10 protein-coding genes are annotated in these 14,452 nt (G+C 41.3%); 7 read left to right on the forward strand and 3 right to left on the reverse strand.

Annotation, left to right across the window (positions count from 1 at the left end):
• The first annotated feature begins 113 nt into the window (after window positions 1–113).
• The 3 genes from CDG79_RS07680 to CDG79_RS07690 are packed head-to-tail and all read left to right on the forward strand — an operon-like array spanning window position 114 to window position 4,353.
• Entirely contained in the window at window positions 114–1,280 is a 1,167-nt protein-coding gene (locus tag CDG79_RS07680; protein WP_094341618.1) for an AAA domain-containing protein, read from the forward strand.
• Between the two features lie 56 nt (window positions 1,281–1,336).
• Window positions 1,337–3,232, forward strand: a complete 1,896-nt coding sequence (locus CDG79_RS43500; RefSeq protein ID WP_223278050.1) for a trypsin-like peptidase domain-containing protein — start codon at window positions 1,337–1,339, stop codon at window positions 3,230–3,232.
• A 20-nt stretch (window positions 3,233–3,252) separates the two neighbouring features.
• On the forward strand, window positions 3,253–4,353 hold the full coding sequence (locus tag CDG79_RS07690) for a hypothetical protein (protein WP_094341619.1): 1,101 nt from the start codon (window positions 3,253–3,255) through the stop codon (window positions 4,351–4,353).
• Between the two features lie 223 nt (window positions 4,354–4,576).
• On the opposite strand, the gene cysH is transcribed toward CDG79_RS07690, so the two are convergent.
• The gene (gene cysH / locus CDG79_RS07695; protein ID WP_094341620.1) at window positions 4,577–5,302 is read right to left on the reverse strand and encodes a phosphoadenosine phosphosulfate reductase; all 726 of its coding nucleotides are present in this window, start codon (window positions 5,300–5,302) and stop codon (window positions 4,577–4,579) included.
• A gap of 712 nt (window positions 5,303–6,014) precedes the next feature.
• Window positions 6,015–7,604 (reverse strand): DHA2 family efflux MFS transporter permease subunit, encoded by a 1,590-nt coding sequence (locus CDG79_RS07700; RefSeq protein WP_094341621.1) that lies wholly within the window; start codon window positions 7,602–7,604, stop codon window positions 6,015–6,017.
• A gap of 351 nt (window positions 7,605–7,955) precedes the next feature.
• Here CDG79_RS07700 and CDG79_RS07705 point away from each other — a divergent pair, with 351 nt between their 5' ends.
• Window positions 7,956–8,546: a TetR/AcrR family transcriptional regulator gene (locus CDG79_RS07705; protein WP_094341622.1), complete on the forward strand. Its 591-nt coding sequence runs from the start codon at window positions 7,956–7,958 to the stop codon at window positions 8,544–8,546.
• 200 nt (window positions 8,547–8,746) lie between these two features.
• On the opposite strand, the gene patD is transcribed toward CDG79_RS07705, so the two are convergent.
• Window positions 8,747–9,100 carry a heterocyst frequency control protein PatD gene (gene patD / locus CDG79_RS07710; RefSeq protein ID WP_094341623.1) on the reverse strand — a complete coding sequence of 118 codons (354 nt, stop codon included), beginning with the start codon at window positions 9,098–9,100 and terminating at the stop codon, window positions 8,747–8,749.
• Between the two features lie 297 nt (window positions 9,101–9,397).
• Between patD and CDG79_RS07715 the strand changes: the two genes are divergently transcribed.
• The 3 genes from CDG79_RS07715 to CDG79_RS07725 all read left to right on the forward strand — a co-directional run bounded on the left by CDG79_RS07715 (window position 9,398) and on the right by CDG79_RS07725 (window position 14,390).
• Window positions 9,398–11,665 carry a RelA/SpoT family protein gene (locus CDG79_RS07715; protein WP_094341675.1) on the forward strand — a complete coding sequence of 756 codons (2,268 nt, stop codon included), beginning with the start codon at window positions 9,398–9,400 and terminating at the stop codon, window positions 11,663–11,665.
• A 358-nt stretch (window positions 11,666–12,023) separates the two neighbouring features.
• Window positions 12,024–13,709, forward strand: coding sequence for a dihydroxy-acid dehydratase (ilvD, locus tag CDG79_RS07720; protein ID WP_094341624.1), 1,686 nt, complete (start codon window positions 12,024–12,026; stop codon window positions 13,707–13,709).
• A gap of 375 nt (window positions 13,710–14,084) precedes the next feature.
• Complete coding sequence (locus CDG79_RS07725) at window positions 14,085–14,390, forward strand: hypothetical protein (RefSeq protein ID WP_094327986.1); 306 nt, start codon at window positions 14,085–14,087, stop codon at window positions 14,388–14,390.
• The last annotated feature ends 62 nt before the right edge of the window (window positions 14,391–14,452 follow it).

Here is a 14,452-nt window from a genome sequence, read left to right on the forward strand (position 1 = left end):
ATTTCTTTTACTGCTGCTTGTAACCGTTCTTTTTCTTCGGGGGTCATGCCTATGGTTTAAGTCAGTATTGTGTTCTCCCCATACTACACTCATGAATCAGTATTTCTGCAAAAATGGGATGCTCCCTTGTTGGCGATAACCAGCAGCTACCGCCAACCTCTTATTTTGAAAGTGCAGCCTCCGATGATAGCGACGATGAAGAGCAAGAATTTTATGAAAATTTACTTGATGAGTGTTCTAATTTATCAATTATGATACCTCGTACTTTAAGTTGGCATTATCGCAGCCAAGACGAAAGCCTAATTGCCTTCTCAAACCAAGAGTTTTACAATTCAAAACTTATTTCTTTCCCCAACCCTGTAAAAGATGCCAGCAGAGGCGTACATTTCCATCCGGTTGAAGGGGGAATATATGACCGTGGTGGTCGTGGAGACAATATCCGTGAAGCAGAGGAAATTGCAAAGCTGACAGTCCAGCATTTTAAACAACACACTCAGCAATCTTTGGGTATTATTACCTCAAGTAAACAACAAGCAAAAGCCATCTGGGAACAACTCAAACAAATAAGTATTAAACATCCTGAGATAGAGGAATTTTGTCAAGAGAACTCGGATAAGTTCTTTGTTAAACCAATCGATGATGTTCAAGGTGATGAGCGAGATGTGATTTTCCTAAGCTTTGGCTTTGGTTTTGATAACAAAAATCCAGGTAAGTTAAATCACAGCTTTGGTTACTTCAGTAAAAAACAGCAAGATTTAGGGAAACGAAGATTAAATGTTGCAATAACTCGCGCTAGATGCAAGTTTGTATTAGTCGCTTCGATTAAAGACGTGAATATTAGCGCCGGAGTCAGTCCACAAGCTGCATTGATTAAGAAGTATTTTGCATACGTTCAAAGTGGCGGTCAAAAACTAGATGAAAAGAGTGATGATGACTTGTCTCACTTAGACTTACCTTTTGAAGAAGATATATATCAGGTTTTAACAGACAGGGGATACGCAGTTAAGAAACGGGTAGGTCGTTCAGCTTACCCAATCGACTTAGTTGTGATAGATAATTCCCAGGCGGAAACAGAAGAGTCTCTTCTAGGGATTGTGTGTGATGGCAGAACTTATAGTGAATATCCTACAGCACGCGATCGCGATCGCCTCCGCCAAGAAGTCTTAGAAAAATTAGGCTGGCGCATTTACAGAATTTGGTCTTGTGAGTGGGATCGCAACAGGGACAGCCAAATTAATCGGCTCATAGAGCATATACAAAACCTCTGCAATCAAAAATAAATAAAATTGCTAATGTACTGTTGCAAATATGAATTTAAAGAAGACCGAAATTGTCTATGGTAATAACACAAATTGAAGAACTGTTAACCAAAATTCAACAGTTGCAATCAATTATGATTGCGGTTGCGACTGATGCATATCGTAATCCCATTAAAGAGAAAGAGAAAACCTATACAAAACTTTACAAAGATATTATATACATAATTGAATTTCTTGAAGAAGAAGGGGTTCTAATCGAAAATTATAATCCTTTTCAATCTCTTTCGGATTGGCGCGATTGTTGGTCATCTTTAGAAAAGGGATATGCATCTAAAGCAGGATATGTTCATGACCTATACACTACCACTTTAAATCAAACTGATATTGTTGTATTTCAACATCATGTTACAGGTAAATCTCAGCAACAGTTAGTTGACGAATGGCAAGTCTCACAATTTGAAAACCTGGTAGCAAAAATTAAAAAGTTGAAGGGAATCATGATTTCGGTTGCTATTCAGGGACGTACTGATGATTTAATTAAATCTGAAGATGAGGATTATAGAAAACTCTATCGAGAGTTGATATTACAAATAAGTATCCTTCAAACAATAGGTATGCCTATTCCACACTCCAATAATTTTAGGTCACTTTGGCAATGGTATTATTACTGGTCATTCAATCTAGATAAGTCATATAATATACGAGAGAAATATATCGATGATCTCTATGAAAATATTCTCAAACCAATTGATAGAGCCTTGAATAAATATCGTCTCAAATCAACTTCTACTGAAGAGTTTATTCAAGATTTGCAGCATCGCTTCAAACAGCAGACATCTGTTAAGTCTGAGAGTACTGCGATACTAAATATGGAATTTAGCGATACACAGGAAAAATATACTCATAATTCAGAAAATTACCACCAGCCAGAAGCATTAAAACAGATTAATAATTCATTATCTATTGGAGTAACTCAATCTTTTGAAAATCCGTTATTTGCAACTGCAAATTATAGTTTAAGTTGGACAAATGAAAACGTCATGAAGCCGGAAATATTTTTAGATCAAAATGATGTTGTATGTTTAGAGAATAGTTTAGAAAAATTCTTTGCTACAAGGTTTGATAATGCAATTAGTTGGAGAAGTATATTTAGCTCATCTGGTGTTGAAGATTCGTTTATTAGACCTCTAATTTTTATTAGTAATCCTGTAGAATTCAGTAACAGAGTAGTAGCAAAGTTTAAAGATTATAAAGTCTCTAATCAGCGAATAGATCATCACCCAATAGTGAAATTATTACAGTATCTACTAAATCGAAAAGAAAGTTATGAGATTGAAGACCAAGATATAAAATTATTCACTAAATTAGCTGAACGAGGTTGGGAAAATCTCAACGCTTTAAAGGCTCGTAACACTGTTTGCAGAATCGAATCACCTAAAGGAATGGGTATTGCTACAGGAGTATTGGTAGGTAAAAATCTATTACTAACCTGCAATCACATTTTCAACAAAACTCAAGTTAGACAAGCTTGGATACGTTTTAACTACAATGCTGACAGCAGTCAGTTAGACAATGATTTATTTGAACTAGATATGACTTTTGTCAGCTATAATAATCGCCCTGACTACGCTTTAGTCAAAATAAAAGATAATCCTGAGCAACAAAAAGCTATTTTTATTAATGAAACATCTATATTAGATAGCGGTCAAGATATTCGCATTATTCATCATCCACAAGGAAACCCGGTGATAATTTCCGACTTTGGACAAATTACGCAAGTAGGAGAAGATTACATTGATCATAATGTGAAAACTGATAACGGTTCCTCTGGCGCACCAATTTTTAATCGTCAATGGGAATTGATTGCAATTCATCAAGGAAATCCCGGTATAGGACGTACCGTGACTCCAGGTTCAACGGGAGGCATTCCCATTCGTGCTATTTGGAATCAGATTTCACCGCATTTAGGTTGATGTAGCAGAGGAATAATTTCATGAGCTTTTTCCAGAGTTTATCTGAAACTTTCAGCCGTGAGGCTCCAAAATATAAGACACTTTCTCTACCGAAACATCGAGTTGATGTAGACTACGATGAAAAACCCATTATTGCAGGTGAAGCCTATTGTCGTATTTGGTTAGTGGAGATGCGCTTGGCTAAAGATGTAGAATGGTTCAAGCAAAGATATCCGCTGGTTCATGCTGCTGTTCACTTCAATCACGGTGGGAAATCTGTAATAATTCCTTATTTAGCTGCACCTGGACAATTAGAAAAATCAATAGCAGATAATCTGGATAAAGTCATTCAATGCAACTATCCTCTCACATCCTTATTTCCCTTCAATGATGGATTAGTCGAGTTACAAGCAGGCTTATTTAGCATAGCGAATAATGACTCTATCGGTAAATTTATTAAGACGATGGGCAGATTTTCTGAATTGCTACCTGTGCCGGAACTCTCAAGTGTTATAAAGCTAGCAGAACCAATATATCGAGGTATTGAAGATTTACTCGATATTGGTGAGCGTCGGTTAGAACTAGGCTACCAACAAACATTTTCTGAAGCTGATGGAGGTGGTAGCAATTCCTTGAAAGCAGGTTATTTTGCCGCAATTTTGGCGCAGGATAACAAGATAAACAGCGATAACCTTTGTATTGTCAATGATAGCCTTTGTTTTGGTTCACCTGGAACAACAAAAACTTTTGAGCGTGATGGTAAACCCCTAGAAGGCTACAGCTATATGCTGTTTCGTATAGAAAAGCGTAAACAGCAAGATTGGGAGTCATTAAGCACTATCAAAGAACTGGTTAATAAAGCCCAAGAGACTGTGCTTGATGGGAAATATGAAGTAGTTAAAACAATATTTTTGCCTACTATTAAGGCTTCAATTTACCAAAGTCCCGATGTTACAAAAGCTGACCGCAAACAAATGGTGCTAAAAATTGAGGATTTCTTACGGGAGTTAGGCTTACAGGCTGTAAAAGTGCAAAAGCGATCGCTTCACTCAATTATGCAGCGACCTTTGCCAGAGGTTGACGCAGCTAGAGAAGCTGAATTAGCTTCTCTAGAGCAGCTTTTCCAGCAAAATGGTCAATAAACTAGCCTCTAAATTTGTTGTGTAACACTGTTATTAAGCTAATCGTCATTCATTTTTCCAGACTGATTCGCTTGTAGTAAGGGCTTCAGCCCTGGTGTTATGCAACTTAAATGCTCATTAGCTTATCTAACCGCAGAGGCGCAGAGTAAGGAAGGTCGGGGGAAATTTTTCTTTTCTTCTATTCCCCACTCCCCACTCCCCACTCCCTACTCCCTACTTCCCCTTAAATATGGATTCCGCATTCTGTTTTATCACTTCCCCGCCAACGTCCGGCGCGTTCGTCTTCGCCTTCACCTACTCTGGTGGTGATGGGTTCGTCGCCTATGCTGGGATAACCTTTGTCGTGGAGTGGGTTGTAGATGACTCCGTGTTCAGCCACGTAAACCCAGCTGTCTTGGCGTGTCCAAGTGGCTATAGGATTTACTTTTAGCCGACCTTTACCGTCTAATTCAAATATGGGCATATTAGCACGGGTGACTGCTTGGTCACGGCGGCGACCGGTGATCCAAGCGACGCTGTTGAGTTCGTCTAGACCCCGTAGTAGTGGTTCAATTTTTGTAATGTGGTGGAATTTTGCAATATCCTTGTCCCAGAGTTTGTCGCTATATTTAGCTTCAAAGGCTTCGCGGGTATCTACGTCTGGAGTTTTGAAAGTTTGCAAATCCAGGTTGTAAATTTCTTTGGCTTTGGCTACTAACTCTAGGCTTTCAGGGAAGTGGTGCAAGGTGTCGAGAAAAATTACAGGAACGGGATGCTTCAGTTCGCTGTAAAGAATATGGGTAATTATCATGTCATCCACGTTAAAGGCGCTTGTTTGCACCAATCCCGTTGGGATATTCTCTATAGACCATGCCAGTATTTCTTTGGGAGTGGCAGTTTCAAATTGCTCATTTAATTTTTCTAAGTCAAAAGCGATCGTTTGGTTTCTAGATGCCGTGGAGACTGTCATGATAATCTTCTGTTCAAATATTTTTACCTTGATTAAGATTTATTTTAACCCATAAAGGCGCGTATCCCGCTCGGAGATAAGGTAATTATTTTGTTCGGAAATTACTACATTTTGGAAATGGGGAATGGGGAAAACAGTTCCGAGTTTTCAGTGCTGATGAGGGCGTTGTCCTATTTTTATTTAGTCAAAACGAATACACGAGCAATAAATAAATTATTTACTAAGAAATTTTACGGAATTTTAAGTTTTACAGAGCTTTTATAGATATTTATACTGATTTTGATATGGTTAAGGAACTATTAACAAAAAGGATTTTACTGAAATGAAGAATTCAAAATTGCCCAATTCTTTAGGACAATCAATAACTATGGGCGCTTTAATAATGTTGACCAGCGTTAGTATTATTACAATAATGAACTTTTTCTAAGATCGAGATTTATAATTTTAGTAATAAAACTTCACATAGTCCTGGTCAAAACTGAGTGGGACTTTTACTTTTTTATCCAGATAAATATGTAGAGAATAATTTTTAACACGTGTTATTACGTAGTTTTACAATCAGAGAATTTAAAATTGGGATGCGATCGCTATAAACCTTAGTTTTATATAAGGTGAACAAGTTCGTAGTCAGGACTTTAGTCCTGGATTTTTAAGCAATGTTCGCACAGGGTAGTGCTTACTACGAACTCATCAAAATTAATGCGATAAACCCCTAGTGACCGACTGGCGCTTTTACTCCTGCACCACCTTTGCCCAGGAATAGTAACAAAGGTAATGAGCAAAGGAACCCGATCCCTACGACTCGAAAGCAATCTGCATAAGATAAAACAGCAGCTTGAGTATCTACAGTTTGACTTAATAAAGCTAGTGCTTGTTGTTGAGCCGTTGTCGCATCCATACCTTGATTTTGCAGTGCCCCATTCAGGAAATCGAGGCGCTGATTGGTTTCTGGATCGTAAGGACTAAGTTTTGATAACAAGATATCTCGATGAAAAGTCTGTCGTCGATCGAGCAGAGTAGTAAGTAAGGCAATGCCGATACTGCCACCTAGTTGTCGAGTCAGGTTATAGAAACCAGAACCAGCAGAAACATCTTTTTTGGGTAGTGGGCCTAAAACTGCCAAACTTAAAGGGAGAAACATAAACACAGTAAAGGCTCCGCGCCATACCAATGGCCAAAATAAATCATCTATACCCGTTTGTGGGGTAATTGCTGCTAGTTGAAACATGACTCCAGATGAGCCGACAGCACCGATCGCAATTAGAAATCGGGCATCAACTATACTAGTCAGTTTGCCTAATAAAACCATCCCGATCGCAGATGCTAAAGCCCCAGGTGCTAATAATAGTCCTGTCTGTGTTGCCGTAAATTGCAGCACACTCTGAGCAAATATCGGTACAGCAAAGAGTGCGCCATAAAGCCCCATACCCACCACTGCTGAGAGAACGCTTCCCGCAGCTAGAGAACGGTGATGCAAAACTCTCAAATCCACGGCAGGGTGAGCTATTTTCAGTTCTCGCCAAATAAACAACCCCAAGCCAACAATGCCCAGAATGGTCAGAGTGATGATGAAACTAGAGGAAAACCAGTCATCTTGCTCCCCTTGTTCTAATACAGTTTGTAAGCTGCCCACAGCGACGATTAAAAACCCGATTCCCCACCAATCAACAGCTTGGTTTTGGGTATCGCCTTTGTCCTTATTCTTGGGCAAAAATGCCAAAGACATGGCTACTGCCACGATCCCAAAGGGAATGTTGACAAAGAAAATCCAGCGCCAGCCTAAACCATCTACTAAGAATCCTCCTAGTGTTGGGCCAATTGCCGGGCCAGCAATCACACCTACACCAAAAACTGCTTGAGCTAAACCTTGTTCGGCTGGGGGAAAAGTCTCGAACAAAATCGCCTGGGCTTTCGCTAGCAATCCGCCACCGCATAAACCTTGGAGAATCCGGGCGGCGATCAACATTGGGAGATTGAAGGATAGCCCACATAAAACAGACGAAATCGTAAAACCAATCAGTGAGAAGATAAAGTAGGTTTTCCGCCCAAAGTAATCTCCCAACCATGCAGATAAGGGAATTAAGACGACGTTAGCGATCGCATATCCGCTAACTACCCAACCCACTTCACTTACAGTTGCACCCAAAGTTGCTTGAATGTCGGTGAGAGCGACGTTAACAATACTAGTATCAATTACTTCTAAAATTGCACCTAATGAAGCAGTAAAGGCGATCGCCCACTTCAATGGCCCGTGGACATAACCAAATTGATCGGTACTAGAACGTTTAATATTAGTAGCCATTTTAATTTTGTAATTCGTAATACTCGCTAAAGACCAGAAGCAAGCTAGGTAAAGCTTTATTTTGAAAAATTGGTATCAATGCGATACCTGGATTGGGCTATTTATTTGGCATCACAGAAGCTAAAATTAAGTATTGTATATATACGCTACGGTAGCGTATCATATAAAAATGGTCAAGGGAGACTTCAACGAGAAGTAGCAAAAATACTTATGCTAAAGATGGATGGTAGTTTCTGCTGTTTTCGTGCATGAAAACTGGGTTGTAGGGCTTATTTGTTTCCCAGATGCTTGTTCTGTACCCAAAGGTAGAAGCAAATTGCCAAGAAGATATCGCTTGGGGATGAGATTTTTATGAGTAACCAAATCAACAGCCCTTCTGGACGACCGCGCAGCATCCACGCCGACCAAGCAATTCTGCAAGCGACCTTAGACTTGCTTGCAGAGGTAGGATATCAGAGCATGAGTATAGAAGCGATCGCTTCTCGTGCTGGAGTTGGGAAAACGACTATCTATCGGCGTTACACTTCCAAAGAAGAACTAGTTGCAGACGCGATAGAAAGTTTCAGAGATGATTTAGCGATCCCCGATACTGGCAGCTTTTGGGGAGACATGGATATTTTGATTAATAATGCCGCTAAAAAAATAGATAGTCCCCTTGGTCGCCAGACACTCGCTTTGATAATTAGTACAGCATCTAGCAATCCTCAATTTGCCGAGGTTTACTGGACAAAATATACCAAAGTCCGACGTGAAGCTTTGTCTAAAGTACTTAAGCGGGCAAAATCTAGAGGCGAAATACACAAGGATGCGGATATTGAGCTAGTTATCGACCTTTTAAGTGGGTCACTCTACTATGCACTTATTTTTAAACCCATAATCGAGCCAGTAGAAGCGTATATGCGCCGCACAATGAATCTTCTTCTCAAAGGTATTGGGGCATAGGGAATTGGGGACTGGGAATTGGGGACTGGGGAAGAAGCAGGGGATAAGGGGACTTGAGTGATAACTTGCAAAAAGTCTTTCCCATTCCCAATTCCCAGTCCCCATTCCCCATTCCCCATTCCAACTTGTTAGCAAAATAACTTTCCATTATAGGTCATAAATGAGATGATGGAGAAATTAGAGAAAAAGGTGAACAATTGTTATTTTTCTCCTTCCGCTTCTGGTTGCAGAATAGCATTACAGTACTGAATGAGGGTTGTCAAGCGATCGCTAATCGTTTGAAGTCTCGTTTGTGCAGTCGATGCTTGCCGCGCTCCTTGCAAAAACATCACATCTATTGCCAACAAACGCAATTGTTTACTCATTTCCGTTTGATAAGACTGGACTCGCCAGTTTTCATCAGCCAAAGGCACAATTTGCTGTCTGAAAAATTGCTGCAACGAGGCTACACGCTGTCGCAGTTCGGGTGCAGCGATTTGGGTAGTTGTGGCATCCGTGCGTAATTGCTCTAGCAAGGTTACGAGTGCCAAATATTTCTCAGGGTTTAAAGACATCCAGTGCTAGTTAAGATAGTATTAATGTCAAGTAATTTTTCTTCTACAATAAACTTCTCTTTTACATTTATCAGCACTAAAAGCCTCAAATTATGGTTTGAGGCTTTGTTTGCCATCAATGCATTTTCAAGTTTATGATCCTTGAAACTCAAACTGGATGATTACCAACAGCCATTGGAAAATCATTCTGACACTGTTTTTTCTACCCGTCTCTGGGCGACAGCATCTTCTTCAGTTGATGCTGGCAGTTTTATTTATCATTCACTTAATCTACCGATCCTATCCAAACCCAATTGTATGAGCAGTCTAGCTATTAATTCACCAATTGATCTAGCCATTCCAGAATGGTTAAAAAAATGTTTGAAGGAGTCATCGACAAGTCACGGCGAAGCGGAAGATGACCGAAGGCATAATGATACAGTCTTAATTGGTCGCGCATTTGAATTTGCTTACCAACTGCATCAAGGTCAATACCGGAAATCGGGAGAAGCATACATTGCCCATCCCATCGCTGTCGCTGACTTGCTGCGTGACTTGGGAGGCAGTGCTGCTATGATAGCAGCTGGATTTCTTCATGATGTTGTTGAAGATACAGAAGTTACAAGTGAAGAAATAGAAGAACGCTTTGGCCCAGAAGTACGGCAATTGGTTGAAGGTGTCACTAAGCTTTCTAAAATCAATTTCACCAGCAAAACCGAAAGTCAAGCCGAAAACTTCCGGCGGATGTTTTTGGCAATGGCGCAAGATATTCGGGTAATTGTGGTGAAATTGGCAGATCGTTTGCATAATATGCGAACTTTACAATATATGTCAGAAGCTAGTCGCCGCCGCAGTGCCCAGGAAACGCGAGATATTTTCGCACCCTTAGCCAATCGCTTGGGGATTTGGCGAATTAAATGGGAACTGGAAGATTTGGCTTTTAAGTATTTGGAACCGGAAGCTTACCGCCAAATGCAAGAGCATGTTTCCGAAAAACGGACGGCGCGAGAAGAGAAACTGGCTAGGGCTACAGATATTTTGCGGGAACGTTTGCAGCAAACTGGAATCGCTTTTCAGGATATTAGCGGTCGTCCCAAGCACCTTTATAGCATTTATCAAAAAATGCACCGCCAGCAAAAAGAATTTCATGAAATCTATGATTTGGCTGCGTTGCGGATTATTGTTCAAACTAATGAGGAATGCTATCGGGCGTTGGCGGTGGTTCATGATGCGTTTCGCCCAATTCCTGGGAGATTTAAGGACTACATTGGATTGCCTAAACCTAACCGTTACCAGTCGTTGCATACTGGGGTAATTGGACTAACTGGCCGTCCTTTGGAAGTGCAAATTCGGACAATCGAAATGCATCATATCGCTGAGTATGGGATTGCCGCCCATTGGAAGTACAAAGAAACAGGGGGTTCTAGTATTAGCCATTTGACAGCGACAGATGACAAATTTACTTGGCTGCGGCAGCTGCTGGAATGGCAAACCGATCTCAAGGATGCACAAGAATATCTTGATAGCGTCAAAGATAATCTATTTGAAGATGATGTCTATGTCTTCACCCCTAAGGGGGATGTTGTACCTTTAAGCCCCGGTTCTACCACTGTAGATTTTGCTTATCGCATTCATACGGAAGTGGGAAATCACTGTTCGGGGGCGCGGGTGAATGGGCGAATGGTTTCTCTATCAACACGGCTACAAAATGGCGATATTGTAGAAGTTCTCACCCAAAAGAACTGCCATCCGAGTTTAGATTGGTTGAATTTTGTCAGAAGTTCGGCAGCGAAATATCGAATAAAACAATGGTACAAGCGATCGCGCCGGGAAGAAAATGTTGCCCGTGGACGGGAATTGTTAGAAAAGGAACTCGGTAAAACTGGTTTTGATAGTCTGCTAAAGTCCGACGCAATGCAAATTGTTGGCGAAAAGTGTAACTACCACAGCGTAGAAGATTTACTCGCTGGTTTGGGTTACGGAGAAATTACGTTGAACCTAGTGCTAAATCGCTGGCGAGAAGTGGCGAAGGGACAACAGCCAGTTTCTACAGTATCGCCTTTTATTCCCAAAGAACCAACATCAAAGGCTTTGCGGGATGCACCTCCAACTACTTCCCGCGCCAGTGACTCGCCAATTGTTGGTGTAGAGGGGTTGGTATACTATTTAGCTGGGTGTTGTACCCCGATTCCTGGCGAACCGATTATTGGTGTGGTGACGCGAGGTAGGGGGATTTCAATTCATCGCCAAGGCTGCCATAATCTAGAAACTGTGGAGTATGAGCGCTTAGTACCAGTTAGGTGGAATCCAGGCGCAGAAAATAGCGGTCGTCCGCACACATATCCAGTGGATGTTCAAATTGAAGCCCTTGACCGTGTTGGGGTGCTAAAGGATATTTTGTCACGGTTGAGTGACCAAGGGATCAATGTCCGCCATGCCCAGGTGAAAACGGCTATTGGCCAACCTGCATTGATGGACTTAGGAATAGATATACGCGATCGCTTTCAACTAGAGCAAGTGTTCGTGCAAATTAAGAAAATGAGCGACATTTTAAATATCCGCCGCGTTGGTCAAATTGACGAGTAGGTGATTGGTAGGGTGCGTTACAGTGCGTTAATACCAATTTGAAAAAAGAGTGCGACAAACAGACTATTTGTAGAGACGCGATGAATCGCGTCTTTACCCAAGGATGTGTTGCAATCATTAATTGAATTGTTATAACCTAACCATTTAGGAGTCGAACCGCAGAGACGCAGAGGGCACAGAGGAGCAAATAAAGGCGCGGTGTTATTGCTTAGATAAGTGTATTTTATTTGATAATTCAAAATCAACGGTGGTATATTCCACATCTTTATGATTACTCATGTTCCATCGCGCTGCGTATGCATGAGAAAATCAGATAATCCAATCGCAATTGTTGCGATGATGCCAGGGAAGGAAAAAGATGTCGGAGAACTTAAGAAGCCAAGTAGTGACGCAAGGGGTACAGCGATCGCCAAATCGAGCTATGCTACGTGCAGTTGGTTTTAAAGATGAAGATTTCAACAAAGCCATTGTCGGTATAGCCAACGGTTACAGCACCATCACTCCCTGCAATATGGGGATCAATCAACTGGCGCAACGAGCCGAAGCTGGGATTAAAACTGCCGGAGCGATGCCACAAATGTTTGGCACAATAACCATCAGCGATGGGATTTCAATGGGAACAGAAGGGATGAAATATTCCCTAGTATCGCGGGAAGTGATTGCAGATTCCATTGAAACCGCCTGTACTGGGCAAAGTATGGATGGTGTGCTAGCCATTGGCGGTTGTGATAAAAATATGCCAGGGGCAATGTTAGCGATCGCTCGGATGAATATCCCTGCTATATTCGTTTACGGTGGCACAATTAAACCCGGTCATTACAACGGACGCGATTTAACTGTTGTTAGTTCTTTTGAAGCTGTTGGTCAATACAGTGCTGGAAAAATTGACGACAAGGAATTATTAGAAGTCGAAAGTCGCGCTTGTCCTGGTGCTGGTTCCTGCGGGGGAATGTTCACGGCTAACACCATGTCTTCAGCATTTGAAGCAATGGGAATGAGTTTGCCCTATTCTTCGACAATGGCAGCCGAAGATGCCGAAAAAGCTGACAGCGCAGAAAAATCAGCCTTTGTATTAGTCGAAGCGATTCGCAAACAAATCTTACCCCGCCAAATTATCACCCGCAAATCTATAGAGAATGCCATCTCTGTAATTATGGCGGTGGGTGGTTCCACAAATGCAGTATTGCATTTTTTAGCGATCGCCCGCGCCGCTAATGTAGAGTTAACCCTGGATGACTTTGAAACAATCCGCGCCCGTGTTCCCGTTTTGTGTGATTTAAAACCAAGTGGGAAATATGTAGCGACAGATTTGCACAAGGCTGGTGGCATTCCGCAAGTAATGAAGATGCTACTTGTGCATGGCTTATTACATGGTGATAGCCTTACCATTAGCGGTGAAACCATTGCAGAGATATTGGCAGACATCCCCGAAGAACCATCTACCAGCCAAGATGTGATTCGGACTTGGAATAACCCGATGTATGCTCAAGGACATTTAGCCATCCTCAGAGGGAATCTGGCAACAGAAGGGGCTGTCGCTAAAATTACCGGGGTGAAGAAACCAGTAATTACCGGGCCAGCACGGGTATTTGAATCAGAAGAAGCTTCTTTAGATGCAATTTTGGCGGGTAAAATTCAAGCTGGTGATATTTTGGTTATCCGCTACGAAGGGCCCAAGGGTGGCCCTGGAATGCGAGAAATGTTGGCTCCCACCTCGGCAATTATCGGGGCTGGTTTAGGTGATGCGGTGGGATTAATTACTGATGGGCGCTTTTCTGGCGGTACTTACGGTATGGTGGTTGGTCATGTTGCACCAGAAGCAGTAGTTGGTGGTGCGATCGCTCTTGTCGAAGAAGGCGATAGTATTACGATTGATGCACCGGCTCGTTTATTGCAGTTGAATATATCTGAAGAAGAATTAGCCCGTCGTCGTGCTAACTGGCAACCCCCCGTCCCCCGTTACACTAAAGGCGTGTTGGCGAAATATGCCTTTTTGGTATCTTCTAGTAGTATTGGTGCTGTGACAGATTTAGATTTGTTTTAAATGATATGAACTACCTACACCGTACCATCAGGTCAGTGTAGGTAGTTCATATCATTCAAAGTGCAAAAAAACCATCCCTAAATTTGCCAGAATTTACGCAAGGACGATTGCCACAACTTCAACATATTTTCACGAAAAACATTTTTTAGCGCCCAAAGATTAAAATTTTTAAGAAGTAGCCACTTGCACCTTTGACATGAGAGTACATAGCTTCAATAATATTCTTACGTAAAAATCCGTACTCGTATAGAATTCCTATTTGATTTATGCTAAATATACTGATAGCTAAAACCCGATCCGGCTAGCTTTCAGTCAGCATTGCTTTGGCAAATCAAATGGGATTGCTATATAAACTGGTATTCATAGGGTTGCATTATGCTTTTCTCAAATTCAACAACTAGTTTAAAAACTAGCCAAAAAAATAATAAACTAGGCACAGTTTTTTGGACTCAAACTAACATTGTGCTACTCACTGGATATTTAATCGCTCTCCCCATTTTTACATTAATAACTTTATCCTTATTATTGCCCTTATTCACTGCTAGCTTCTTCGCTTCAATTGGAACCTCGCACCACTCTACATCGATTCCTTGGATAGACGATCCATCTGAGTGCGAACATACCGGCAGAAACTGGCGCGATCGCAAGTGTTGGGATAATGAACACAATCCCATGTTCTAAATAGATATCGCACAATTGCCTAATTTGACAAAACAGGCTAACAACCTTGGAATTAGATCAAA

The organism is Nostoc sp. 'Peltigera membranacea cyanobiont' 232, from assembly GCF_002245985.1.
Lineage (GTDB): Bacteria > Cyanobacteriota > Cyanobacteriia > Cyanobacteriales > Nostocaceae > Nostoc.